Origin of the sequence: Bombilactobacillus mellifer (assembly GCF_000970795.1) — a bacterium.
GTDB classification, from domain to species: Bacteria; Bacillota; Bacilli; order Lactobacillales; family Lactobacillaceae; genus Bombilactobacillus; species Bombilactobacillus mellifer.
This window is the reverse complement of sequence record NZ_KQ034037.1, coordinates 11,190-34,304: the sequence shown is the minus strand read 5'-3', so window position 1 is coordinate 34,304 and position 23,115 is coordinate 11,190. Positions and strand designations below refer to the sequence as shown.

At 33.0% G+C, this 23,115-nt stretch carries 32 protein-coding genes and 2 pseudogenes; 22 read left to right on the top strand and 12 right to left on the bottom strand.

The genetic code is table 11. The features are described from left to right. Positions 1-366 (top strand): mucin-binding protein (locus tag JG30_RS09115; RefSeq protein WP_427846155.1); only part of this gene is annotated, 366 nt, incomplete at its 5' end. Between the two features lie 575 nt (positions 367-941). After that, the gene (locus JG30_RS08210; protein WP_143443934.1) at positions 942-1,328 is read left to right on the top strand and encodes a hypothetical protein; all 387 of its coding nucleotides are present in this window, start codon (positions 942-944) and stop codon (positions 1,326-1,328) included. Between the two features lie 352 nt (positions 1,329-1,680). Here JG30_RS08210 and JG30_RS08205 read toward each other — a convergent pair whose 3' ends face one another. Beyond that, positions 1,681-1,917: a hypothetical protein gene (locus JG30_RS08205; protein ID WP_052725279.1), complete on the bottom strand. Its 237-nt coding sequence runs from the start codon at positions 1,915-1,917 to the stop codon at positions 1,681-1,683. A gap of 1,101 nt (positions 1,918-3,018) precedes the next feature. Here JG30_RS08205 and JG30_RS08195 point away from each other — a divergent pair. From JG30_RS08195 to JG30_RS08165, 7 genes are read left to right on the top strand one after another with little or no spacing between them, the layout of a single operon-like run. Beyond that, positions 3,019-3,834 (top strand): ParA family protein, encoded by an 816-nt coding sequence (locus tag JG30_RS08195; RefSeq protein ID WP_046318065.1) that lies wholly within the window; start codon positions 3,019-3,021, stop codon positions 3,832-3,834. Continuing rightward, positions 3,834-4,166 carry a DUF5388 domain-containing protein gene (locus JG30_RS08190; RefSeq protein WP_046318063.1) on the top strand — a complete coding sequence of 111 codons (333 nt, stop codon included), beginning with the start codon at positions 3,834-3,836 and terminating at the stop codon, positions 4,164-4,166. The genes JG30_RS08195 and JG30_RS08190 overlap by 1 nt, the downstream gene beginning before the upstream one ends. 33 nt (positions 4,167-4,199) lie before the next feature. After that, positions 4,200-4,514 carry a DUF5388 domain-containing protein gene (locus tag JG30_RS09205; RefSeq protein WP_052725278.1) on the top strand — a complete coding sequence of 105 codons (315 nt, stop codon included), beginning with the start codon at positions 4,200-4,202 and terminating at the stop codon, positions 4,512-4,514. Between the two features lie 18 nt (positions 4,515-4,532). Further along, on the top strand, positions 4,533-4,829 hold the full coding sequence (locus JG30_RS08180) for a DUF5388 domain-containing protein (protein WP_046318060.1): 297 nt from the start codon (positions 4,533-4,535) through the stop codon (positions 4,827-4,829). 43 nt (positions 4,830-4,872) lie between these two features. Continuing rightward, positions 4,873-5,136 (top strand): hypothetical protein, encoded by a 264-nt coding sequence (locus JG30_RS08175; RefSeq protein WP_052725277.1) that lies wholly within the window; start codon positions 4,873-4,875, stop codon positions 5,134-5,136. 25 nt (positions 5,137-5,161) lie between these two features. Further along, the gene (locus tag JG30_RS08170) at positions 5,162-5,458 is read left to right on the top strand and encodes a DUF5388 domain-containing protein (RefSeq protein ID WP_052725276.1); all 297 of its coding nucleotides are present in this window, start codon (positions 5,162-5,164) and stop codon (positions 5,456-5,458) included. Between the two features lie 13 nt (positions 5,459-5,471). Next, positions 5,472-5,771 carry a DUF5388 domain-containing protein gene (locus tag JG30_RS08165; protein WP_179854062.1) on the top strand — a complete coding sequence of 100 codons (300 nt, stop codon included), beginning with the start codon at positions 5,472-5,474 and terminating at the stop codon, positions 5,769-5,771. Positions 5,772-5,949: 178 nt separating this feature from the next. Here JG30_RS08165 and JG30_RS09315 read toward each other — a convergent pair whose 3' ends face one another. Next, positions 5,950-6,051 carry an SHOCT domain-containing protein gene (locus tag JG30_RS09315; RefSeq protein WP_376856347.1) on the bottom strand — a complete coding sequence of 34 codons (102 nt, stop codon included), beginning with the start codon at positions 6,049-6,051 and terminating at the stop codon, positions 5,950-5,952. Positions 6,052-6,155: 104 nt separating this feature from the next. Here JG30_RS09315 and JG30_RS08735 point away from each other — a divergent pair, with 104 nt between their 5' ends. Together JG30_RS08735 and JG30_RS09105 are read left to right on the top strand one after the other, a co-directional pair. Further along, positions 6,156-6,365 carry a glycoside hydrolase family 25 domain-containing protein gene (locus tag JG30_RS08735; protein ID WP_143443933.1) on the top strand — a complete coding sequence of 70 codons (210 nt, stop codon included), beginning with the start codon at positions 6,156-6,158 and terminating at the stop codon, positions 6,363-6,365. A 36-nt stretch (positions 6,366-6,401) separates the two neighbouring features. After that, positions 6,402-6,560 (top strand): hypothetical protein, encoded by a 159-nt coding sequence (locus tag JG30_RS09105; RefSeq protein ID WP_179854061.1) that lies wholly within the window; start codon positions 6,402-6,404, stop codon positions 6,558-6,560. Between the two features lie 196 nt (positions 6,561-6,756). Here the strand turns inward: JG30_RS09105 and JG30_RS08155 are convergent, their stop codons facing one another. Further along, positions 6,757-7,332, bottom strand: a complete 576-nt coding sequence (locus JG30_RS08155) for a super-infection exclusion protein B (RefSeq protein WP_046318058.1) — start codon at positions 7,330-7,332, stop codon at positions 6,757-6,759. Positions 7,333-8,436: 1,104 nt separating this feature from the next. Between JG30_RS08155 and JG30_RS08150 the strand changes: the two genes are divergently transcribed. Both JG30_RS08150 and JG30_RS08145 read left to right on the top strand, forming a co-directional pair. Further along, the gene (locus tag JG30_RS08150; protein ID WP_046318056.1) at positions 8,437-9,246 is read left to right on the top strand and encodes a ParA family protein; all 810 of its coding nucleotides are present in this window, start codon (positions 8,437-8,439) and stop codon (positions 9,244-9,246) included. 1 nt (position 9,247) lies between these two features. Continuing rightward, positions 9,248-9,601, top strand: a complete 354-nt coding sequence (locus JG30_RS08145) for a hypothetical protein (protein WP_046318054.1) — start codon at positions 9,248-9,250, stop codon at positions 9,599-9,601. 69 nt (positions 9,602-9,670) lie between these two features. On the opposite strand, the gene JG30_RS08140 is transcribed toward JG30_RS08145, so the two are convergent. Beyond that, positions 9,671-10,459 carry a ParA family protein gene (locus JG30_RS08140; RefSeq protein ID WP_046318052.1) on the bottom strand — a complete coding sequence of 263 codons (789 nt, stop codon included), beginning with the start codon at positions 10,457-10,459 and terminating at the stop codon, positions 9,671-9,673. 80 nt (positions 10,460-10,539) lie between these two features. Beyond that, the gene (locus tag JG30_RS08135; protein WP_046318050.1) at positions 10,540-11,127 is read right to left on the bottom strand and encodes a tyrosine-type recombinase/integrase; all 588 of its coding nucleotides are present in this window, start codon (positions 11,125-11,127) and stop codon (positions 10,540-10,542) included. Between the two features lie 178 nt (positions 11,128-11,305). Between JG30_RS08135 and JG30_RS08130 the strand changes: the two are divergent. Then, positions 11,306-11,652, top strand: a pseudogene (locus JG30_RS08130) (transposase); the annotation flags it as partial. Here the strand turns inward: JG30_RS08130 and JG30_RS09310 are convergent. The 6 genes from JG30_RS09310 to JG30_RS08105 form a co-directional block, all read right to left on the bottom strand. Further along, positions 11,611-11,973: an IS5 family transposase gene (locus JG30_RS09310; RefSeq protein WP_046318046.1), complete on the bottom strand. Its 363-nt coding sequence runs from the start codon at positions 11,971-11,973 to the stop codon at positions 11,611-11,613. The pseudogene JG30_RS08130 and the gene JG30_RS09310 sit on opposite strands and share 42 nt — an antisense overlap. 112 nt (positions 11,974-12,085) lie before the next feature. Continuing rightward, positions 12,086-13,006: a prenyltransferase gene (locus JG30_RS08120; protein ID WP_046318044.1), complete on the bottom strand. Its 921-nt coding sequence runs from the start codon at positions 13,004-13,006 to the stop codon at positions 12,086-12,088. A 149-nt stretch (positions 13,007-13,155) separates the two neighbouring features. Continuing rightward, positions 13,156-13,635 (bottom strand): DUF536 domain-containing protein, encoded by a 480-nt coding sequence (locus tag JG30_RS08115; RefSeq protein WP_046318042.1) that lies wholly within the window; start codon positions 13,633-13,635, stop codon positions 13,156-13,158. Continuing rightward, positions 13,628-14,563 carry a replication initiation protein gene (locus tag JG30_RS08110; RefSeq protein ID WP_046318040.1) on the bottom strand — a complete coding sequence of 312 codons (936 nt, stop codon included), beginning with the start codon at positions 14,561-14,563 and terminating at the stop codon, positions 13,628-13,630. The genes JG30_RS08115 and JG30_RS08110 overlap by 8 nt, the downstream gene beginning before the upstream one ends. A gap of 634 nt (positions 14,564-15,197) precedes the next feature. Then, positions 15,198-15,356, bottom strand: a complete 159-nt coding sequence (locus JG30_RS08985) for a hypothetical protein (RefSeq protein WP_101494312.1) — start codon at positions 15,354-15,356, stop codon at positions 15,198-15,200. A gap of 405 nt (positions 15,357-15,761) precedes the next feature. Further along, positions 15,762-16,349 carry a site-specific integrase gene (locus tag JG30_RS08105; protein ID WP_046318039.1) on the bottom strand — a complete coding sequence of 196 codons (588 nt, stop codon included), beginning with the start codon at positions 16,347-16,349 and terminating at the stop codon, positions 15,762-15,764. Positions 16,350-16,452: 103 nt separating this feature from the next. Between JG30_RS08105 and JG30_RS08100 the strand changes: the two genes are divergently transcribed. From JG30_RS08100 to JG30_RS08065, 8 genes are all read left to right on the top strand, one after another. Beyond that, positions 16,453-16,731, top strand: coding sequence for a plasmid mobilization protein (locus JG30_RS08100; RefSeq protein ID WP_046318037.1), 279 nt, complete (start codon positions 16,453-16,455; stop codon positions 16,729-16,731). Then, complete coding sequence (locus tag JG30_RS08095; RefSeq protein ID WP_005917927.1) at positions 16,721-17,023, top strand: type II toxin-antitoxin system YafQ family toxin; 303 nt, start codon at positions 16,721-16,723, stop codon at positions 17,021-17,023. Before JG30_RS08100 ends, JG30_RS08095 begins: the two co-directional genes overlap by 11 nt. 1,482 nt (positions 17,024-18,505) lie before the next feature. Continuing rightward, the gene (locus JG30_RS08090; protein WP_046318033.1) at positions 18,506-18,751 is read left to right on the top strand and encodes a hypothetical protein; all 246 of its coding nucleotides are present in this window, start codon (positions 18,506-18,508) and stop codon (positions 18,749-18,751) included. A gap of 299 nt (positions 18,752-19,050) precedes the next feature. Then, positions 19,051-19,260, top strand: a complete 210-nt coding sequence (locus tag JG30_RS08085) for a hypothetical protein (RefSeq protein WP_046318031.1) — start codon at positions 19,051-19,053, stop codon at positions 19,258-19,260. Between the two features lie 69 nt (positions 19,261-19,329). Further along, entirely contained in the window at positions 19,330-20,172 is an 843-nt protein-coding gene (locus JG30_RS08080; protein ID WP_052725274.1) for a DNA/RNA non-specific endonuclease, read from the top strand. Next, positions 20,169-21,017 (top strand): hypothetical protein, encoded by an 849-nt coding sequence (locus JG30_RS08075; protein ID WP_052725273.1) that lies wholly within the window; start codon positions 20,169-20,171, stop codon positions 21,015-21,017. Before JG30_RS08080 ends, JG30_RS08075 begins: the two co-directional genes overlap by 4 nt. A 407-nt stretch (positions 21,018-21,424) precedes the next feature. Further along, positions 21,425-21,640: a type II toxin-antitoxin system RelB family antitoxin gene (gene relB / locus JG30_RS08070; protein WP_046318028.1), complete on the top strand. Its 216-nt coding sequence runs from the start codon at positions 21,425-21,427 to the stop codon at positions 21,638-21,640. Further along, a complete protein-coding gene (locus JG30_RS08065) occupies positions 21,640-21,921 on the top strand; it encodes a type II toxin-antitoxin system RelE family toxin (RefSeq protein WP_046318026.1) in 282 nt (93 codons plus the stop codon). The genes relB and JG30_RS08065 overlap by 1 nt, the downstream gene beginning before the upstream one ends. On the opposite strand, the pseudogene JG30_RS08980 reads toward JG30_RS08065, so the two are convergent. Continuing rightward, positions 21,908-22,715 (bottom strand): annotated as a pseudogene (locus JG30_RS08980) (transposase). The gene JG30_RS08065 and the pseudogene JG30_RS08980 overlap by 14 nt on opposite strands. Positions 22,716-23,115: the final 400 nt, after the last annotated feature.

Genomic DNA, 23,115 nt, shown 5'->3' with positions numbered 1-23,115 from the left:
ATAGTGTCAGCTGCGCCGGCTACCATTACAATTGATGCCACAGGGCATCAAATCATTCAAGTACAAGTGGCCCATCAGATTAATAATTCGACAGAATTTAATGCTCTGACACGGACCGTCAATATTCACTGTCCGGATGGGACTATGAAAACTTACATTCAAACTGCAGTCTTAAAGAGAAATGTTTATATTGATGGTGTGACTGGTGCTAAAACTTATGGCGCATGGAGTACGGACAATTGGGATGCCATTCAGATTCCTGTGTTCGCCGGCTATACTGCTAGTCAAGACCAAGTAGCAGCGCAACTGGTCACGGATCAAGATAGTGATCAAACAATAGATGTCTATTACACAACAACGGCTTAACATGAAGAAAAATAGTAAATTAAAAAAGAACCGACTATAGTTGGTTCTTTTTTTTAAGAAATTGACAAGTTTAAACAACTTCTTTATGTATTCTTAGGAATCTTGTCACATGTTATTAATTAAATCCACTATATAAGCCATAATAACTTCTAATCCAATAACATATAAAGGATTTATTGCTTTAATGGTAAAAGCAATAAATAAAAGGACTATAAGAATAGTCAATATAATTTTTGAAAATTGAATCATTATAATAACACCTCTTTTCTAAAATTATTACTTGTATCATCTAATCATTTCTTTCATTTTTTTGAGGTAATTGAGTAAATGATGCCACAAAACTAGTACTATTTAATAAATCTAGTTACTACCGTATGGACGTAAAACTAACTACTTCGAAAATTTCAAGCAACGTAAAAAAGCCCCCCTAAAAAAGGAGGGCGTACATAAATTAAACGTTTACAATGATGATAATTACTGATATACTGATATTACGTTTGTTGGTCAATTAGCCCTCGAAAGAGGGCTTTTTTATATTGCTAAAGGAGAACTTATGTTCTGTAATACCGGGTATCATGACTGAAGATTATAAATTTGATTCTAAGGTAGTTCAACAGTTTTCAAACGAATATCAAAATCACGGTATGCTTAAGTGGCAAGTCTTTTATTTAAGTGATCAGACTTCTAAACTAAACAAATCAGCAAGACAGCAATATGAAACTGAGCACCGACAACATTCTAAAGAAATGACTAGAGAAGCTATCAACCACATCATTAAAAATGCATTGCTAAAACACCTGCCTGTTAAAGTTAAACTAAACGAAATTTTTCAAGATCACATAATTCCTCCCAGTATTGAAGGTAAAATAAAGGGCTTTTATCAAAATCGACTGGTAATAGAGAATACCAATCAATTGATAGATATTTCTAACATATACGCGATTAGCATAATATATGATTAACAACTAATCCAAAAATCGCTTTTTAATCTGAGAAACTGTGCTGCTAAAAACATCATTAATTCTAGAGATATCACTAATGAACTTCCCTAAATTTAAACTGCGAACAATAGCATGATAAATAACCCGTTTTTTTACAGGTTAGCAGTATGTAGCTTATACTCAATCTGTTTGCCAATAAAAGCCCCTCGTTATTTTGCTAAAGCAAATTCTCTCAGCCAGACATTCACGAATTTTAGAGCGCACATTTTCAACCGTGTAGGACTTTAAATAAATTGACAAGATTATTTTTATTTAATAAAATGCGTGAATCTAAATCCTCTATGCCTTTAAAAGACAAAATTTATAATACATATTATTTACTTTCTTTAGCTAACCTTTCTTTAATATACTCTTCAGATAAAGGCTGTAAAACATAATAAAAATACGGATTCTCCAAATCTTCAGGCCCATACACTACACTATATTTAGAAACGGCAGCAATCATTTTTAAAGAAGTTAAAAGTTTTACAGACCTATCTTTAGAAGGTAAACTTAAAGTTTTATTGTTATTCAGATAAAGTTTTTTTAAAACTTCCCAGCAGTCATCCAAATAAATTGTTTGTCTTCTTAAAGAATCTAATTTTCTAGCATTCTTTTGTCAGTAATACGTTTAAGCATTAAAGAATATAAACGACTATTAGTAAGAAAAAGAGAACACAAAAATATAACAAATATCCAAAAATTATTTTTTAAATTCATAAAAAACCTCCAAGACAACAAGAAATTTTCCCATAGTGAATAAATTAATTATTTCTTACTATTTTTAAACAAATAAGATCTTAAACAATGATGATCCAGAAAATCTATAAAACAAGATTAAATTACTTGACTTTAGTGTTAAAATTCAATTTGCTAAGAGATGGCGAGGGTTGCTGAAGGCAGATTTGCACCCTAAGATTTAACTCAAAGTACAAAATCATCTTGTTTAATTTGCTCGTCGAAGTACGTCGGGAGCCTCAGTTGACACTCATTTGCGATTGTTGCCAATCCTTGGCATTCTTCAAACTGTGTTTGAACCAACAAAAAAACGCCCTTGCTGGCGTTATATCTTATTTTTAATTGTTCGATATAATCTCTTGCTAAGACCATTAACCAGGAAACCCGGTCAATCGTTTTACCTGCCCACGCTATTAGTTAGCAGCCTCAATGTCTGCGAGTTAGCGCTGAACTCAGCCACCAGGGCAGAGTGTGTGCTCCAGTGACTACCTAATATTTGGTTATTGAAGCGGCGGCTAGGTGAACCCCCGGTCTACTTGTTTTCTAGCGCCCTGCTTGACTGCCTTCAATTCAGCAGCCCTCAGTTAAGCTATATCTCTTGCAGCTTGTCTCCTGCATTTTTTGAAATCAACGCTATTTACAACGCAGAGATTACGTTATATAATAAAGCTACATTGAATAGATTGTGTAGCGTTCCTAATGGGTAGTTAGGTGCGTTTTTCTTTTTATGAAGCCTTGGATTAAGTTCCAAGGCTTTTTTGTTTAAATCAAGAATATAATTTTCTAATTAAGAAAGCAATATCTTCAGTTCATTTTGACCAACTCATACATTTCATATAATGTATTTAACATTATATATTATGTGAAATATATTTAACATTTAACACTTTGTAATAGGTAATGATAAAATGTATTTATGAGGAGGTAATATTTAATGACTGCTACAGTATTATCCTTTTTAAATTTTAAGGGTGGAGTGGGTAAAACCAGTACAACTGCACTAACTAGTTATAATTTAGCAAAGATGGGGTATAAAGTTTTATCAATTGATTTTGATCCACAAGCTAATTTAACTTCTTTGTTTCTAAAAACTAAAAGTATCCAGACTGGCGATGAAGTAATAACAATTAATACTGCGTTAATGACGGCCATTAATAATAAGGTGGATTTAAATGATATTGCGATTAATATCATGAAAAATCTATACTTAGTACCTAATGCTGTTGACTTTAGTATGTATAGTCGTTACTTAGATAAAAATATAAAATCTGAAAGAGAAAAGGTCTATTTCTTTAAAAATTATATTCAGCCGCTTAGGGATAAGTATGATTTTATTTTTATAGATGTGCCGCCAACGATTTCCTTATCAAATGACACTGCTTTTAATGCTTGTGACCAAATAATTGTAGTCCTTCAAACTCAAGAACGTTCATTATCAGGAGCCGAGGTATTAATCGAATATTTGCAAAAAACACTAATAGATGAGTTTGATTCTAAAGTCGACGTTATGGGAATATTGCCAGTACTTTCGAAACGAAATGCCGCAGTAGATGAAGAAATATTAAGTTCAGCTATAAAGGAATTCGGTGAAGCAAACGTTTTTCAAAATAAAATAATGCTAATGGAACGTATCAAAAGAATGGATATGACTGGTATTACAGATAATCCACGTGATTTATGGGATAAGAAAGTTCACCAGTCCTTTACGGGTGTGGCTGAAGAGATACTAAAAAGATTGGGTGATAAGTAATGGGAATGCTTAACCATGAATCTAAACAAACAAAACAAAAGTTGGAACGCGGCACAAAAATAGAAATTAAAAATCAAGTAGATCGTGCCCAGGTATTAGATGATGATACTGCAAATAAAACGGTAACTGTACCCATTAATATCAGAGTTGATAATCATATTAGAAATCAGATTTCTGCTTTATTAAATTTAGGGCTAGGCAAATCACAAAAAGACTTTGTTAAGAATGTAGTTAATCATACTATTGAAGAACTATCCGAAAGTGATAGAGCTAGGTTTAATAAAATGTTTGATATTTTAGAAGAAAAGGATCAAATGAAATATTCAAAATAATAAGCGTTTTAATAATTATTAGGAGTAATAATATTGAATAATAATACTTATAAAATCAATGGAGAAATAAAGCTAGAAAAGATAGATCAAGCAAATAGAAATGTCCAAAATTCTAAGAATCCAGTTCCTACTTTTGACGTTAATATGCGTGTAGACAACCACACAAGGAATGCTATTCTAGCTTTAGCTAGAGCTACTGCTGATAAAAGAACAGCTAGTGAAATGGTTTCGATTTTAGCAGAAAACTTTTTGGCTAAAATGACTCCGCAAAGTTTGGAAGTATACCAAGACTTTTTAGACATGTTAGAGCAGAAAGATAAATTAAAATATAAGCTTAAAAATAAATAATTATTGGAGGTTATACTTATGGATAATAATAATTATTATAAAATAAATGGCCATGTAACTTTAGAAAAAATGGCCTCGGAGATCCCCGAAAACAAAGATCAAGTAACTTTTTATGCCAACGTTAGAATAGATAATCACATTAAAAATAAGGCTGAAGCATTAGCAGCAATTGGCTTATATAAAAGCCAAAAAGAAGCTATTGATGAAGCCCTGGATTACTTAATAAATTCATTACCAAACGAAGATAAACGTAGATTAAAATTTCAATTAGAAACATTGGAAGAACGCGATGTACGAATGAAAAGCAAAAAATAGATTTTAACGATGTGAAAATACAACAAGCAATAGGGTGAAAACAATGGATAAGGAAGAGTCATTTATTATTAGTGGTAGTGGCAAAATAAATCTTACAAATAATTCAGTGTATAAAAAAATATCTAGTAATAACCAACGTAAAACTATAAAAGTATCTCTCCAAACCAAAGCTGAAATTGAGGAACTAAAGAGATTTCTACGAATGGGATTTAACTATGAAGTCATTCAATTTCTAATAGATAATTATGTTCATGAGCATTTAAATCTACAACAGCAAAAGAGATTTCATGAGAACTCGGACTTTTAAAAATTGTGATAATGAGGGTGTAGTAATGATGGAGAATAATAATTCTTATAAAATCAATGGTCATGTAACTTTAGAAAAAATGAAGTTAGAAAATAAACAACATAATGAATATGTCACTTTTGATACTACTTTAAGAATGACTAATCACTTAAAAAACTTCATGAAAGCCATGGTGATTCTAGGATACGCGCCTACTCAGCAAAAGGCCTTAAAAAAAATACAAGATTCATATATGGAACAACTAGGTGATGATGAACGCAAAACACTTAAATTCCAAATTGAAACACTGGAACGCAGTGATGCGTTAAATAGTAATAAATAATGAGGATACAATAATGACTGAGAACAATAATTTCTATAAAATCAATGGCCATGTAACTTTAGAAAAAATGGCCTCGAAGCTCCCCGAAAACAAAGATCAAGTTACTTTTGATACCAATTTAAAAATAAGCAATCACTCCAGGAATAAACTACAAGCAATGGCTAGTATTGGCTATTCAGAAAATCAAAGAACGGCTGTAGATGTTGCCCTCCAGGCTTGGTATGATACTTTGACAATAAATGAACAAAAAGAATTTGACTTACAAGTTCATACACTTGAAAGAAGAGACGTACGTATTAAGCGCAAGCATTAACTAATTAACAGAGAAATCGATCAATTTAAAATCGAACTTAACCACTGAGAGCAAATCTCAGAACAAGAATTTACCGTTGTAACCACCTGCCAAAAAATATATTTAATATAGCGAATATATTAAATATAGTGAATATAGTTAGTAAAAAAATAACCTCACTCTTTAAAGAGTGGGGCTTTTAAATACCTAATATTTTTTTACTCTTAGCATTATACTCTTCTTGAGTAATAGTGCCATCTTTAAGCATTTCTTTTAGTTCACTTGACTGTTTATCCTTGATAAATTTTAAGGAGTTTTAGTTCTTAATTTCGATGAACGAACGGAGTAAAGGGCTATGATTCCGATAAATTTGTTTTGTGTCAGTTGGGCGGGATTTACGGTGGAATGTTTAACGACCAATGGACATATACCAGTCAATTAACGGCCGCTCAAAATATGGGGCTGCGAGCACATACTTATATTTGGTACGGTGTCGGGGTCTCCAGTCAATTAGGACAAATAGCACTGGATTATTGTTTACCGAAGGTGCAAACGCCTAAAGGTTATAATGGATTCCCTAATTCCTTGTGGATGGCCACTTATCCTGATTATTAAGTGCGCAACCAACCATATTATGGAATTTTCCTAACTATGGACGTAGTCGCATTGTATCAATTTAATTCCACCTATGTAGCAGTAGGATTAGACGGCCATGTGGATTTACTCAATATCACCCAAAACTGTGACAGCAAGCATCCACAATTACCCAATTCTCCACAAAATTCAGTACCTCCAATCAATAATAAATGAATCGATGCTTTAGGTGATACCTGGCACGCTAAAAAGGGCACATATACGATACGCTATATGAGTTCTTTACACTGGTGAGCAAGAAAAAATTCCATAGCCTTATCGTTAGTAACTTACGACTCCACAATTAAGTATGACGCTTATTCTACCCACAGTAGATATGTTTAGTCAGATAACCACGCTTTTATGAAACAAATTAAACACCTTCACTATCATATATATCTTTAGATAATCTATATTTAACATACTTTTCAGCTAAAGGACTCAAAATGAAAAAATATCTACGCTTTAAAAAATTAATAACCTTCGTGTTAGAAAAACTTTTAATAGAAGTAATAGAAATCAAGTTATATTCATACAGTAATCGAACGCTTTTTTGATCATAAGGCAATTCTACAGATTTACCATTTGCTTCATAGATATAAAGCAAAATTTTCCAACAACTATCAGAATGAACTATTTTTTTTCTAATTTCATTTTGAAATTTCAAATCCTTTTTAGAATTATTGCGTTTAATTGCTGCAGATGATGCACGATAAACACAAAGGAACAAAGAAATTAATAGTGCAACAACTACCCAACCATTATATTCCTTTAAAAAATTAAAAACTCTAAACTTCTTTTGTACGGATAAAGGGAAAAAATTAAAGACAAATAATGACAAAGATGTTAAAAAAACGGCAAGTAAATTGCTAGGCTCAACAATAAAATTAAAAAAAGACGCCCAAAAACAATTTTTAGAATCAACATCAAACTCTTTTTTAGAATCCAAAACAAATCCTCCGATTAAATAAACCTTTCCCTACAGTGAATAACTTAAATATTACTTACTATTTTTAAAAACCTAGGCTCTTAAACAATGATGCTTCAGAAAATTTATAAAAAAAGATCAAATTACTTGACTTTTGTCTGAAATCCAATTTGCTCAGAGATGGCGAGGGTTGCTGAAGGCAGATTTGCACCCTGAGATTTAACTCAAAGTACAAAATCATCTTGTTTAATTTGCTCGTCGAAGTACGTCGGGAGCCTCAGTTGACACTCATTTGCGATTGTTTCCAATCATTAACATTGTCAGAACTGTGTTCTGTCCGCAAAAAAAACGCCCTTTACGGCGTCATACTCTTATTTTTAGTTTTTCGAATATGAATTCATGTTAATACCATTAACCAGAAATCTGATCAATCGTTTTACCTGCCCACGCTATTAGTTAGCAGCCTCAATGTCTGCGAGTTAGCGCTGAACTCAGCCACCAGGGCAGAGTGCGTGCTCTAGTGACTACCTATTATTTGGTTATTGAAGCGGCGGCTAGATGAACCCCCTGTCTACTTGTTTTCACACGCCCCACAATTAGCCTTCAATTCAGCTAACCTTGGATAAGTGATATTCCCCGCAGCTTGTCTCCTGCGTTATCGAAAATCATTGAATTGACATCTATGGAATAAAGATATACAATGTACTCATATTTTAGGTACGAAAATAGAGTTGCTCGATTGGCGGATCGATCAATTTTTTCATTTATTATAATTTTAATTTTTATAGGCTTTAGATACTACTACAGTATTTAAAGCCTTTTACTATGCTACAAGTGAAATATACGCTATTTATCAGCAATATGTCAATAAATTTCTCTACTTTTACACTGATGTGGTATACTGATTTGTAAAAGTGTAAAAGTGTAAAATTACATTTTTACCAAAGTAGAAAATTGTATTTTTACTTTAGTTTAGGAATACTGATTTACACCTTGGTAATAGAGCAAATACGTCATGTAACATTTCATCAAGTATTTACACTTTTACAAAAATGTAAAAGTGTAAAAATGTAAAAGTGTAAAATTGTGGAGAATAAAAATTTTAAAAAAATTTGAGGAATTCTTATGACGAGAGTGATTACTACTGGTAATTTTAAAGGTGGTGTGGGGAAAACCACAAATGCTGTCATGTTTTCTTATACTTTATCGAAGATGAACTTAAAAACTTTACTTATCGATTTCGACCCACAAGCCAATGCCACCGATTTACTATTAACCACCAAAAAAAATGTTTTTCATAAATCTGTACATTTTCAAGAATCCTTATTTGATGCAATCAAACAAGAAGATCTGAATAGATCTTTAATTCCAATTAAGGATAACTTAAGTTTATTACCATCATTTGATACTCTACAGGAATATGAGGACTTTCTGTCTGCAAATTTCGATGATGACTACACGAAAGATCACTACTTTGACAAGTTACTTCAGCCAGTAAAAAACGCATATGATTTTGTTATTATTGATGTTCCACCTCAACTCAATAAATTTACTGATAGTGCTTTAGTTGCTAGTGACTATGTCGTTATCATTTTACAGACGCAAGAGCGATCACTTAAGGGAGCAGAAAAATATGTACAACACTTGTTACAGATACATGATGATTACAATTTAAATGTGGAGTTATTGGGCGTGTTGCCTGTTCTGCAGCAAAATGGATCAGAGTTAGATCTTGACGTCATTAATGATGCTATAAAGAGTTTTAGTAGTGATAATTTATTTGACACTAAAATAAAACAAATGGCGCGCCTCAAAAGATTTGATAGAACTGGTATAACGGATAATCCAAGGGATATTAATGATGTGAAAGTACATCGTATATACCAACAGGCTGTAGACGAGTTAATTGATCGTATTCAAATTATGGAGAAATGAAATGGCAGAAAAGAAAAATATGGGACTCGGTACTTTTAGAAATCGAGAAAATAAAACGCAGCGACCACAAGGGAATAAGCCTGATTATGTAAGTAGATCTGAAAGAACACATCCTCAAGAAAATTTATTATTTCATAAAGAAACAAAAAAACTAAAGAAACCAACTACAAAGACAGTCAAGCTAACTTTAGATACTCATACGGCCGTCACTACTATTGCAACTATACAAAATCAAACAATTACAGATACCTTGACCGATATAGTAGAAGCGTATATTCGAACTTTACCTCCTCAGACCAGGAAATTAATTAGATACAACATTGAATCGGCCAAGGGGGATAAGTTTTTAAAATAAAGAATTAAAAAAACCTGGATAAAATACCCCAGGTTTACTTACATAATTGTCGATAATCCTACATTAACTTTATGTCGTGCCTTTTAGAATTTCTGTATATGTTTTGTCCTTAAAAATTCCCTGTTTATGTTCCAGCTTATAATGCTTGGAAAATTCAGCAGTTAACTCTTTATAGTCTTTTAATGCTTTACGATCGTTAACATATCTCTCCGTAATTCCTTTACTTGCATAGTCATGAATAGGTTTACGGCGTTTCAAAATAGTTTGGAACGTAAAATCTCGGTAATACTTCTTAATTTTATAAGAGAAATCTGTTTTGTAAGTAGCTACATCTTTTCCATTTAAAGTAATCGTTGAAAATGAAGGCGATAAAACAGAATCTTTTACTAACGTATTTAATTTATCCAAAACATTTTCTACTTGATCCAAACCTTCTATGCCTGAAGTACAAACAATATTGAGATCATCAGCCAACTGAAATCCTAGCATGCAACTAGTGTCAAAAGTAGATGGTGTATCAATTAATATAATGTCGTAATTTAACGATTTTAAATATCTCTTTAATTTAAAAATTTTTGTATTCACGATAGGCGGCTGGTTTGTCAAAGAATACCCAACAGTTGCTAAATCAGCAATTCTACCTCGATTAATTTGAAGTTTAGCATTCCCAATTTCTGTTGAATAATCTAGTTGAGCATCTTTGAGGTCTTGAAAAAACATTCTCTGAGAATTTTTACTATCTAAATCAATGATTAGTGGTTTAAGACCCTGATGCCGCATTAACATAAAAGCAAGGACTGCTGTAGTAGTTGATCTTCCAACGCCATCTTGAAAGCCGGTATTAGCTATTATTCGCAAAAAACTCGCCTCTTTTGTGTAAGCTCATTAATTATTATTATAGCAAAGCCTGATCTATTTATGTATATATAAATAGGCATTTAGCCAAAGTCAATTTTATCTAAACGTTCCTGTTTACTAGATTGATCTATCCCTAAATAGCTTAATGTCATAGCTTCGCTACTGTGATTTAATAATTTCATTACTAAAGCAATATCATAATTTGATTGAACGTACACTCTATAAGCTCCAGTTTTGCGCATTGTGTGGGTACCCAAATAGTCAATATTTAAAAGGTCGCCCACTTTATGCATTATTTTATAGTATTGGTTCGGGGTTATATGCTTGCTAAAGTCCTTCATGGAAGGGAAAAGCCATTTTGATTTAATATTATTCTGCATTAACCAATCTCTATATATTATTAAATCTGATTGGACAGGCTTTAAATATATTTTATTAGCTTTCCCAGTTTTAATGTCATGAATTAAAGTAGATGTGTTAACAATACCTTCCTCTGAGTATATATTGGCTTTTTTTAACGAAAGTACATCACTTACACGTAAAAGGGTGGCTTTACCCAACTGAAATATAGTGTAATTTCTTCTCCCGGCCTTGAAATTATTCAGCAATGTATCTTTTACATCATCTAATATATTGGAATCCTTAATTGGTAATACTTTTTCTTCCATATCAATCACCTGGTATAATAATAAATTGTAGGGTCGATTTGTAAGTTATAGCCCCTAAAATGCAACACATAGTTTTCTATGCTAGCTTCTCAATGTCCTATGTGTTTTTGTATCTTATCGGACTGGCACAAGTTATATCTTTTTTATTTTACAATCTACCAAAAAGCGAGTTTAAGCTATGAAAAATTATCCCAGCAATATTACTCGGCAACAATTTGAATTAATTCGACCAGCTTTAGAAAATTTTCGTAAGCGAACTAAGCCTCGAAAATATGACCTCTACGAGGTCTTCTGTGCGGTCCTATATGTCTTGAAAACCGGTTGCCAATGGCGTCAAGTCCCCGGTTATTTCCCAGAATGGCGGTCAGTTTACAACTATTACAAAATTTGGTCAACTAAAGCTGAGCCTACGGCTGATTCTTTATTGGAACAAGTTTTAAAAAAATTGTCATTGCTCGGCGAACTTACCAAGGATGTTCAGCTTTAACTTCCTTTATTATCGTTGACGCTTTGCGCATCAAGAATTACGAACGACGTTCGTACCGATCGTCCCATTCGTAATCGCTCTCGAGCGACAATTTTTTTTAAAAGCAGGTCAATCAGGGAATATTCCGAATTAGCTAATGGTTTTGACCACATGGCAAAGTAAGTGTAAACGGTTTGCCATTTCGGAAAATCATGCGGCAACTGACTCCATTGAGCGCCCGTACGAAGCTCGTAAAGCACTGCATTGAAGACATCAAATAGGTCCACCCTTCGAGGACATGTACGCTTGCAAAACGTCTCAAGGTCAACGCGAATCAATTCAAATTGGTCACGAGTGATATTGCTTGGATAATCAGTCATAATGAAGTCCTTTTTTCACATATTTTACCGGAAATTCAAGCGTCTTTCAAAGACCTCAAACAGTTTCTAATAGAAGTCAGTTGAGGCTTTTACCAGGGGTCCTTTAACTGTCTTATATAACTTTGATAATGATGCCAATAATCGTAAAGAGAATTTCACTAACCAGAATTAATTGAAGGCCGATCAGAATATTAAAGAATGTCGTCATTTTATCGGGATGTTGGACAAAAACTTTAATTCGTTGGTAAACGATGGGGATGGTAACAAGACTTAGCAGGGTCAGCACAGGTAAGTAGTGAAGGACTACCGCAACGATGATCATAATATAACTTAGAACGTAACAAGCGATTAAAACCTTCATGGCTGCGGAACGACCGATATAGTAGACAAGAGTGTGCTTGCCGATTTGAATATCTTCGTCCCGGTCACAAATATTATTTCCAAGCATGACGTTGCTAATTACAAGAATTGCTGGCAGAGCAACAATGAGGCCCTTTAGCCAGAAGAAGGGGTCAAATTGAGGACTGTTATAAATATTGACGTAGATGGCGAGTAGGGTAATGTTGTAGCCCATTGTGATCCCGGAAGCTGGTTCACCTAAAGGGGTCTTAAGAATCGGGTGAGGGCCACCAGAGTAGGCGTACCCAATCAAAAAACTTAAGAGACCAATCAAAAGTAGCGGCCAGCCAGTCTTAAATGTCAGATAGATCCCAATTACTGCTGAAAGGAGAACGAGACTGCCAATAATTAATCGGGCCCAAGAAAGGCTGATTTTAAATTTGGCAATAATGTTATTCTCCGAAACTAAGCCGCTGGCATTGAACCTCCTGTAATCGGTATATTGGTTGTGACCGTTAACGGCAAGGTGGAAACAGATGACCGCAATAAAGAGGCGAGCAGCATCGCCAATATTAAAGTGATCGTAATAAAAATAGGTGAAGGCACAACCTAATAAGTAAGGTAGCGCCGAAATTACAGTCGATTGTGCTTGAACAAGAGCTTTAAATTGCTGTCGACGGGTTGGAATATCCATGAATTTAACTTCTCCTTTTCTGATATTTATTAATCAAAGACTATTTTGAGCGTATTCCGTTCTATACTTGATAAAATAATGCATAAGGCAGTTATTAACTTTTTAGGTTAGTACTACAAGTTTTTAAAATTAGTGGTACTTTTAGATTTTTACCAAAAATGCCACCAAGCATTTTTTGTGTTTGAAGTATTATCTTCACTTTCTGGATTGGAGGGAGTAAAGTCATCTTTTTTAAGAGTAATTGATTTAAATTCTTCAATTTTTTTCTCAGCCATTAGTTGCAATTGTTGTGATTGATCTAATAATTTTTGCATTGATTTTAATTGTGCATCTTTTTCTTTAATTTGACTATCTTTGATCGTTAATTGTTGGTTGAGTAATTTTATTGTATCTTGATTCCTGTTACCAGTGTTACTAGTAAATGTTCCTCCATCTGGTTTCTGGTTGTTACCACCACTAAAATGTTGCTTTAACAGCAAATAACCTGAATTGGTAATAACTAACGTTTGTACTCCGTTCCTAGTCACAGTTTGTACATAGTTTGCTCTAAAGTTTGCATCGAGCTTTTTCCTAATGGCCTGTTTTGATACATCAAATTCATCAGCAAGTTCCTTAATAGTTTTAGGCATGATTTCCAAACCCCTTTTGGAGTTCAGCAAGTGCTTCTTGTCTTGCTTGATCTCTTATTTTTTTATCGTGCTCGGCCTGTTTATCAGCCAATGCTTGTTTCTCAGTAGAGCCTAAAGTTAACCCCTTAACCTTGTCAATGGCGCGCCATTTTTCCTGCTCTGTTAATTCACCATTATGCTGAATATTAAAAAGCTTTTGACGCTCATCTTGTAATTGGCCTTGTGAGAAATCATTGGCATCTTTCTTTTCGGGTTTCCAGGTAAACGAATAGCCAATAACTGGTTTCCCACGCCCCTTGCCATATTTTTTTCTAACCGTTAATCCTCTAAACAAAGGAGTTAATTCTTCTTTAATGGGTTTTATAACAAATTTATCGACGTTAGAGGGACTATTCCAGTAACTTTTGGGCATATCTAGTAATTCAAAAAAGTCTTCTTTAGAAAAATAAGCATATCCAGTGGTTCTGAACTGTTTTAGTAACCGAAACATTGTTTTTGCGTAACTACTTTTTAAATCTCTAAACTCTGCCAACGCATAACGAACCCAACTTTCAAGCTTGTTTAAAAGGGGTAAAGCACGTTCATAAACTTTTACGTCTACATAAGGTTCTTCTGCATCTCCATCAATTTTAAATTCTGTAAACAAAACAAAAAACTCTCGAGTTAATCCACTTTTACTTCGTCTACCAAAATGTAATCCCATCATTTTTTCATAAGTTCTCTGAATGTCATCTTCAAAACGGTTATTTGCAGTAGGTTTATAAGCACTTAACTCTTTTAATTGATCAAAAGTAAAACGAACGGTCTGATTACTCTTATCACGCATACGAGAAATAATCGAAAAAAATAAATTCATTTCAACTGGAGTAAATTTTCGAAGTGGAATGGTATTTAACTCTGGATCATATTTAATAATTTCATTTCCCATGCTGTACCTCCTAATGATTACAAATTAATTTTAGATTATGTTTATCAAGTAGTCAACTTTATAGTTCTACTTGATAAACAGACAAAACCTACTTGATAAACTTCTATAAGCCTTGGGAGAGTAAGCCTCAAGAGGGGTCTAAAAGAGGTTTAAAAGAGGCACTACTGTACGAGGTCAAAAACTAGAATCAAAAAACACAAAGGAGTGAGCCAAAAAACAGGCTCACATTAAACTCCAGTCGCTATGCTCCTTGCGCCTCACTCTGTTCGTTGCCTAAAAGGTGTGGCAAGCCACATTAATTCGGGCGCTAACGCCCCGAACCCCGTCCAAGCTGAGCCAGCTTGACCGCTTTTTCACTCGCCGTTAGGCAGGAAAGCAAAGTTTTATAGAAACTTTGGCTTTCGCCAATTCAGTGTTAAGACTGGTTTAGAGCTGTCAATTCCTTATGCTCCCACGCTTTGCTCGTCCGCTACCATTGACAGCAAACAGTTAGTTTTTCTGAATCTTAACAAGAATTTAGCGGCTATGTTCGTTTTTAAGGGCCTTATTTTTCGTTTTTAGCGGTTTTGAGACTGTTTATATATATTTTTATACCAAAGCAAAAACAAAAAGCTCTCAACAGGCTCTTAGAGGGCTAAATAACGAAGCCAGGACGATTAATAATATCTTCTTGTCTTTTTTGCAAAATATAAGTGTATAAGGAATCATACAAATTCTTTTTAATCTCGTCAGGTTCATTGACAGAAGCTTCAAACAATTCTTGAATATCAACTTGCCAAGGATCAGCAAGCATTTCATCAATGGGTTTTAGTACTTTTTTTCGTCCATCTTAATACTCCTAACATTAAAATAATGACTTCAGTTTAGATACGCAGCTCTTACAGTTAGTTATTCAAATTTTGTTGCCAGATTTATGAAGATTCTCTGCATAAAGCAATTAAAAAAATTTGGTTGAAAGCAGCGGGATATGCAACAATTTTTAGCATTTAAAGCATAACAAACTCAGTTAAGTGTAAGCATAAATTGAATTAAGAATACATCCCATTCAACAACGGCAAAAATTGATTTTATGGTTATCAGCAGACCGAGTGAAACAAGGTCAATGCGCACTTACACCCCACTAAAATTTAGTGGGAGTTTTGTTCTTAAAATCTGTCTCAGAAGTTGCCTTCGGCAACAACTAAAAACTCAAAGAAAACTAACCAAAATCAATTTGATCTAACATACTTTCGGTACTTGCTTGGTCTAAGCCTAAATAAGCTAAAGTCACGGCTTCACTTGAATGATTTAATAAGTGCATGACTAGGCCAATATTGTAATTTGATTGCGTGTAAACACGATAAGCCCCAGTTTTGCGCATCGTATGAGTACCTAGATAATTAATTCCTAATAGATCGCCAACCTGACTCATAATTTTGTAGAACTGTTTTTCAGTAATATGGCGTTCTGGGTGTTGAATTGAAGGAAAGAGCCATTCAGAATCCAGCTTATGATCAAGCAGCCATTGACGGTACAATAAGAGCTCTGTTTGAACAGGCTTAAGGTACAAGGTATTAGGTTTACCAGTTTTTCGGTCATGAATAAACGCATTTTGTTTAATAGAACCGTCCGGATTAAAAATATCGGCCTGTTTTAAGCCCATAACGTCACTCACTCGCAGTAGCGTCGCTTTACCAACTTGAAAAATCGTATAGTTACGTCGGCCAGCTTTAAAGTTATTGAGTAACGTATCTTGAACCTCTTTAAAAACGTTTGAATCTTTGATGGGTAAGACAACTTGTTGCATAAGCTGTTAGTTCCTTTACTTTAAAATTAATTTAGTTGCAGAAAACCTAAAAATCGAATATTATAATGTAGTACGATGGTAAACTTAAAGGAGGCGGATTAGAATGAGTAATACTATTATTAAAAACAAGACAATTTCAACTCGTGTAACATCTGACATTAGTGAACGGGCTAAAGCTAATCTAGCAAAACAAGGGCTAACCGTTTCTGAGTATATACGCTTATCGTTAGTTAAAGCGGCCAATAATGAAGTTCGATTAGTCAGCTTTTTAGATTCTCCGGAAGCCTTAGCCGCTAAAAAAGAAGCAGAAACAGGGCAGGTCAAAAACATTGGTTCGTTGACTGACTTTGAAGATTGGATCGATAAGTTAGATGCAAATTAAACAGACCAAATCTTTTGAACGTGAATTAAAAAAACTAGTCAAAAAACATTTCCCAATAACTGTCTTGAAGCCTTGTTTAGAAGCAATTGTTGAACAAGACGTACTTGTTTTGAAACAGATTAAAGATCATGCATTAAAAGGAAATTGGCGTGGCTATCGTGAATTTCACCCTGCCAGATATGGAAACTATGGTAAAAATTATGACAACTGGATTGTTATTTATCAGCTAGATCATGATGAATTGATTTTGTTATTGGTTGCAACTGGCTCCCATGAAATCTTGAATCAATAGCTATAGTTTAGGGGCACTTATAAAAAAATAAATTAAAATAGCCCCCAATATCTACATTATAGATATTGGGGGCTATCTTAACAACGTTTTTGAGGGGTTATTGTATGTAACCAACCCTGTTTAAGTTTATCATATTTTTCAAACCGTTGATCAAATAATATGACTCTCAACTTTTATAAAATTTTAAAAGAAAGGTTAAAATAGATAGAATGCATTGGATTGTTAACGGCAATAATAATTATTATTGCAAAACAGAATATTACATCAATACCTAAGGAAAGACTCTCTATTGATGTAAATCATTGATAATTAGCAATGATAATAAAGAAACTAAAGACAGGGGGCTTATAAGCGTGAATAAATATATTAATTATAGTTGTATGTTAATAATAAAATTAAGCTAAAATTCATTGACTAGAAACAAAACATTGTTGGTAGGCAACTTAACCTAACCGTTACAGAACTTTTGTCTTGGAAAGTACTTATAAATGATGCCCTCTTAATATAGAAAGAAGATATCCTATTAATAATAGGTTGGAAATTTTTGAACTTGTAGGGATTATTTTACCTCTTTCATTTTCATTAAATATAATCTTTGTATCTAGTGCAGCGTATCTTTAAATTTGCCGAAAAGATAATTGATAGCAATAATTGAATATGTAAGAGTTTTAATAGCGCACATATAATAAGGAAGAAAAGTGAAATTTTTAAATTAACTAAGTTAAATTCCTTATTAAATACCTTTTTATAGCTAAATAGCAAAATTTGCATTCAGCGTCCATTTAATAGACAAGTGTACGTTTTTAAAACGAACTTGACCTCTGAGAGCAAATTAAAAGATTGTTCTATTTTCATATTAAAAGCGAGATGTGATAAAAGGGGGTAGGGAATGCCAAGATAGCGTCCAGCACTATACTCAATAGTGTTTAAAAATCGCTTGGGTTGATTTTGTCAAATATGGTCATAAATCGACCCTTAATATTTAAGCATTATTTAAAGCCCTATTAAATCAACATTTCCGTGTCACTATTATATAATAATAGTGACAAGAGAAAAATACGAATATTTGTTTGCTCGCAGCATATTAACCAGCTCATTTTTAAAATTTATCCTGGCGAGTTCTGCTAATTATAATTTATAAAAAAAATACTTACTCTCCTCTCCTGGAATTGTAAGTATTTTCTGCACAAACGTTAACTACGATTTCGGCTTTATAGTTTTTATTGGAAAAAATCCAACGCTTACATTGTAACATTTAATATATATATGTAAAGTCTTAACCTAATTTGTTAGCTATTTACTTTAGATTAATATATAATCTGTTATAATGAAATTACGGATTATCGTTGCAACTTTATTCAAGGCTAATTGTATAAACAAGATAACGTTTAATAATGGTGATTTTGTTACCATTTCTTTTGTGGAACATAAATTTTATACGGTTAGGTGTTGCATAATAAATTAGACGGAGAAAACATATATATGAAAACTAATGGGAACAACACAAAAAACGTAAAAAAGATTGGTCGTCCACATAAAGCACCTGGCCAATATCATGACAAAAAAATTATCATCTGCTTAACAGAATCTGAAAAAGAGAAATGGCAACAATATGCCGAAAAATTTGAAGTGCCTCTTTCAATTATGATTAGAAATACAATCAATCAGGTGGTTGATCAGAACATTAATTACTTTGAGATTGATGTTGAAGAAAACGAAGATAATTAGGTAAATATTAGCGGCTTTTCAGCTGCTTCTTATTTACAATCTATTTAAATTCACTGTATACAATCCAATAGCATTACTATATAAATATTGTAATGATAACAAATATTAAAACCGTGCAACCCTTACTAGTATAATAATCCGACAAGCTACTTGTTTTTTATATTAGGCGTAAGAAACAATAAATTGCCCTATAAATGGATACGGTAATCACATATAAATATATTTCAGTTTTAGATGTTTTTATACTTTTTTTATATTAATATAAATATGTAATTTAATATAAAAAAGGAGATTTTGATATGTCAAAAAATCAAAATAATAATAAACATCATTCACGAAAGGACAAAGAGCTCAGAAAAGAAAAAATTGTAATTTGTGTCACAGATCGCGAAAAAAAAGCCTGGAATAGCTACGCTACTAAAAATGAAATACTGACTTCTACTATGGTGAGAAAAATAATGAATAATGCCATCAAAAATAATTTTAATTATTCCGAGTTTTGTAAATGAAAACTTTGCTAATTATTTTTTTTATTTCTTACCGACGTTTATATATTAACAAATAAGTTCAGGTTTTATATGAAACATAAAAACAGTACGGCCTTTTTAATCGCGCTAATTTTTGTTTCAGGCTTATTAAACTTTTCGCAATATCACTCTAACCGTTTTGTAAGCACTGGGATAAAAAAAACCAATGTAAATACAATACAAGAATCGAAAAAGCAAGACGCTAAATATAATCAAGCAAATGTTCTTTCAACACTAGACTATAAATCAGGTAGTGCACCAGTTGTTAAATTAAATGATGATAAGCCTTTTTTTACCATCAAAGATTTTGATACTTGCCGAATTCATTACGAAAAGTTAGACAACCAAAATCGGGTAAAAGGAGCTACAGCTTATCTGTCGAAGAATAATTTGGGAACTTCCAAAAGTAGACATTATCAGCATTGGATTCCCACAGGTTGGCACAATAACCCTAAACAAATACATGGTAATAGGGTATATCCGGTCAATAGGGGACATTTAATAGCTTATACTTTGTCATTTAATTTAGACAAACAGGGGAACTATGATCCTGGTGAAATGGGCAGTGAAGATAATCCATATAATTTGTTTACGCAGACAGCATTTTCGAATCAAACACTAATGCAAGAAACTGAAAATATGGTTCGTCAGTCTCTTGAAACTAATCATAAGGTGATTTATAAAGTCAAACCTATATTTAGAAATGATGAACTCATGGCACGCGGTGTTTGGGTACAAGCAGCATCAACTGACAATTCAATGCATTTCAATCGCTACATCTTTAATATAGAGCCGTATATTTCCTTTAATTACTCCACTGGTCAAAGTCATATTGATAGTGGCATGTTTATTAAAAACAATTCTGATAATGATGAAAAGGAAAAGGGTTTATGATTACTATACAAAATTTTAACCAGGCAATAAGTCAAATCAATATAAAATCGATAATGATGCTACTTTGCTTTTTAATAGTTGGTTTTATAGTAATTCCATTTATATTAACATTTTTAGTATCCCAATTAGGTCGTTTAGCAAAAAGAATGTTAGTAGCAACTTTAGGTAGCCAAAGTCAAATGATCTATGGTGGCTTGGGAGTAATTATTCATGAAATATCACATGCAGTAGTGGCTTTGCTTTTTGGGCATCATATTACTAGACTCCAACTATTAAATTTCAAAAAAGATTCAACTACATTAGGATCTGTTGAGCATTACTATAATACTAATAACTTATACCAAAAACTAGGCAATTATTTTATTGGGCTAGCACCATTTTATGGATGCTCTTTGATTTTATATTTATTTCAAAAATTAATATTGAATGTGCATTTGTCGTTTGCACATTTGGGATTTTTGGATGTAAGTACACGTCCACTTAATATCTCTACATTGCTATATTTTATAAAAAATAGTTTGAACTCCATCTTTTTACCTTTTAATGTAAAGACTATACTATTTTTAGTAATAACTATCTTTATTAGTTCTACAGGATTCAGCTTATCTAAAAATGATCTTAAATCGTCTTTGAAGGGCGTATACCCCTTTACAGTTATATTGATTTTCTTAGGATTATTACTGACATTTTTTGGGAAAACTACAATGATGCTCCCGTATATTTGGTATTTTATAAATGCTTCCATCTTGTTTGCAATTAATGCGGTTATATTTATATTCATAACCTTAATTCCGTTAATTATTATGTACTTGATTAATTATTTCACCTTGGAAGTTACGCAATAAAGGAAGTTGAAAGGATAAATGCTAGAGAATGACTTTGCTCAAAGACATATTTCAGTTACCAGTTCTATAAAGCTCATAGAAAGCGCATTAGACATTAAATTGTCGAATGAACAATTAAGGATTTTAAGCTACACCCTATATGCGTAAATTTAATGAATCAGTAAACCATTTAAAAAACTTACATTAAGATCCATCCTCTATGTTTCGAGAGTCTATTTTGTATTTATGGCCCTCAGATTTCCCGTGAAAACAGCATTTTCCAATCAATGGAAACAGACAGAGACAAAATAGCATAAAAAGCTAGCAAAATAACCCTTAAATTTCAATGCTTTCTTGTAAATAGAATACAATTGTATTCGGACATGCTATAATGAACTCACTATTAAAAGAAAGAAGGGCGTTCAATTATGACTACAACAACTATTCGTATACCAGAAGATAAATACAAAGAAGTGCAAAATTTAGCTTCTTTTGAAGGCCTAAGTGTTTCTGCCTTTATGCGTAAAGCCGTTTTAGAACAAGTTGAAGATGTTCAAGATTATGCAGACGGCGTTAAAATTCTGGAAGAAGGGAATGAACGTGTTTCTCGGGAAGATGTCCTGAAAGAGGTTCTTTCTGACTAATGTATACTTGGGAATTTGATAAAAAAGCTTTTAAGGAATTTAAAAAATTAGATCGCTATGTCCAAAAAAGAATGGTCAAGTGGCTAGACGATCACATTGAAGGAACCGAAAATCCACGACAGTGGGGCAAAGCACTTGAAGGAGATAAAAAAACTTTATGGCGTTATCGAGTGGGCGCTTTTCGTATGATCGTTGATATTGTTGATACTGAATTTGTCGTTTTGGTGCTTAAAACTGCTAAACGAAATGATGTTTATAAGAGGCAGACTAAAATTTCTTAAGTAATAGTGCCAAAAACTCCAAAACGACCATTTTTAGATCGGTGGTTAATTGACGTTCACAATTTTTTCAAAGTCGCCTGTAATTCTTTAACCAACTCAAGGATCGTTCGATTACCCAACGTTGGGGCATTACTTTGAATCGGTAAAACTTATTACGCTTCGTAACCTATACAGTTGCGTTGAAATTACTTGCCACATCGAGCTGAAAATTAACGCCTGAACAGCCACACCAACTAAGACATTTTGAACCTGTCGTAAATGCATGGGCATGGGCATGCGAAGCGATCATTGTACTTGCCCAGTCTAGATCAACGTTTGCCGAAATTATGTAAATAGTCTTCGGAAAGCCATTGATATAAACTGCCAGGTGGTGCTTAATCTCCGAGATTTTTTACAAGCGTAGTAATTTTTGTTTTCAGTAGTAGCGGTGTTTTTGACATTCTGAGCGTCAATGATAATAAACAAAGTTAAAGGTGCATGTCCTCGATAAGTTTGCCGGACAATGACAATTTTTTTAAAACTTGTTTCAATAAAGAATCAACCATAGGCTTAGCTTTTAGTTGATCCAATTTTGTAATAGTTATAAACTGACCGTTATTCTGGAAAATCACCTGGGACTTATCGTCATTGGCAACTGCTTTTAAGACATATAGGCCCGCATAGAAGACATTGTAAAGGTCATATTTTCGAGAATTAATTCGCTTACAAAAATTTTCTAAAGCTGGTCGAATTAATTCGTAATATTGTTGCGATAATTTTGCGTAGCTGAAACTCGCTTCTTTATATAGAAATATATCAAAAAAGCATAGATCTTGGACAGCTTCTAAGATACCAACTTCAAAGTACCATACTGATCAATGACTGCACTGGATCTGGTAAAACAACTTTATTTCTGATAAATACATTTTTAGCAATCATTTCAGGCCAAGTTCACCTCGATGAATACATTTTCTAAAAAATCGCAATTAGACATGCGAGACAAGTATTTTAAATTGTTAAAATATGTTAGCATAAATATTAATATATCTAAGATTCCATATTTTTCAATATTTCTTGTTATCTTTTATCATTTACTTTTATGTTTATCAGAAGTTTTTAATAAGTGTGTTTTTGGTTTAAAAGTGAATCGAAATGGATTTAATGGTGGAAATGATTTTTTAAATATCTCGTATAATTGATGTTTGGTCCTCGAAA

Bases quoted from the DNA above. Each gene is read 5' to 3' on its own strand.
- JG30_RS08085 (WP_046318031.1), top strand. From the start codon at position 19,051: ATGTCAAAAAATCAAAATAATAATAAACATCATTCACGAAAGGACAAA.
- JG30_RS08095 (WP_005917927.1), top strand. From the start codon at position 16,721: ATGCAAATTAAACAGACCAAATCTTTTGAACGTGAATTAAAAAAACTA.
- JG30_RS08180 (WP_046318060.1), top strand. From the start codon at position 4,533: ATGGATAATAATAATTATTATAAAATAAATGGCCATGTAACTTTAGAA.
- JG30_RS08190 (WP_046318063.1), top strand. From the start codon at position 3,834: ATGGGAATGCTTAACCATGAATCTAAACAAACAAAACAAAAGTTGGAA.
- JG30_RS08080 (WP_052725274.1), top strand. From the start codon at position 19,330: ATGAAACATAAAAACAGTACGGCCTTTTTAATCGCGCTAATTTTTGTT.
- JG30_RS08100 (WP_046318037.1), top strand. From the start codon at position 16,453: ATGAGTAATACTATTATTAAAAACAAGACAATTTCAACTCGTGTAACA.
- JG30_RS08090 (WP_046318033.1), top strand. From the start codon at position 18,506: ATGAAAACTAATGGGAACAACACAAAAAACGTAAAAAAGATTGGTCGT.
- JG30_RS08165 (WP_179854062.1), top strand. From the start codon at position 5,472: ATGACTGAGAACAATAATTTCTATAAAATCAATGGCCATGTAACTTTA.
- JG30_RS08150 (WP_046318056.1), top strand. From the start codon at position 8,437: ATGACGAGAGTGATTACTACTGGTAATTTTAAAGGTGGTGTGGGGAAA.
- JG30_RS08170 (WP_052725276.1), top strand. From the start codon at position 5,162: ATGATGGAGAATAATAATTCTTATAAAATCAATGGTCATGTAACTTTA.
- JG30_RS08075 (WP_052725273.1), top strand. From the start codon at position 20,169: ATGATTACTATACAAAATTTTAACCAGGCAATAAGTCAAATCAATATA.
- JG30_RS08985 (WP_101494312.1), bottom strand. From the start codon at position 15,356: ATGCTTGCTGATCCTTGGCAAGTTGATATTCAAGAATTGTTTGAAGCT.
- JG30_RS09310 (WP_046318046.1), bottom strand. From the start codon at position 11,973: ATGACTGATTATCCAAGCAATATCACTCGTGACCAATTTGAATTGATT.
- JG30_RS08105 (WP_046318039.1), bottom strand. From the start codon at position 16,349: ATGCAACAAGTTGTCTTACCCATCAAAGATTCAAACGTTTTTAAAGAG.
- JG30_RS08735 (WP_143443933.1), top strand. From the start codon at position 6,156: ATGTTTAACGACCAATGGACATATACCAGTCAATTAACGGCCGCTCAA.
- JG30_RS08115 (WP_046318042.1), bottom strand. From the start codon at position 13,635: ATGCCTAAAACTATTAAGGAACTTGCTGATGAATTTGATGTATCAAAA.
- JG30_RS08145 (WP_046318054.1), top strand. From the start codon at position 9,248: ATGGCAGAAAAGAAAAATATGGGACTCGGTACTTTTAGAAATCGAGAA.
- JG30_RS08065 (WP_046318026.1), top strand. From the start codon at position 21,640: ATGTATACTTGGGAATTTGATAAAAAAGCTTTTAAGGAATTTAAAAAA.
- JG30_RS08210 (WP_143443934.1), top strand. From the start codon at position 942: ATGACTGAAGATTATAAATTTGATTCTAAGGTAGTTCAACAGTTTTCA.
- JG30_RS08195 (WP_046318065.1), top strand. From the start codon at position 3,019: ATGACTGCTACAGTATTATCCTTTTTAAATTTTAAGGGTGGAGTGGGT.
- JG30_RS09105 (WP_179854061.1), top strand. From the start codon at position 6,402: ATGGACGTAGTCGCATTGTATCAATTTAATTCCACCTATGTAGCAGTA.
- JG30_RS08175 (WP_052725277.1), top strand. From the start codon at position 4,873: ATGGATAAGGAAGAGTCATTTATTATTAGTGGTAGTGGCAAAATAAAT.
- JG30_RS08110 (WP_046318040.1), bottom strand. From the start codon at position 14,563: ATGGGAAATGAAATTATTAAATATGATCCAGAGTTAAATACCATTCCA.
- JG30_RS08135 (WP_046318050.1), bottom strand. From the start codon at position 11,127: ATGGAAGAAAAAGTATTACCAATTAAGGATTCCAATATATTAGATGAT.
- relB (WP_046318028.1), top strand. From the start codon at position 21,425: ATGACTACAACAACTATTCGTATACCAGAAGATAAATACAAAGAAGTG.
- JG30_RS08120 (WP_046318044.1), bottom strand. From the start codon at position 13,006: ATGGATATTCCAACCCGTCGACAGCAATTTAAAGCTCTTGTTCAAGCA.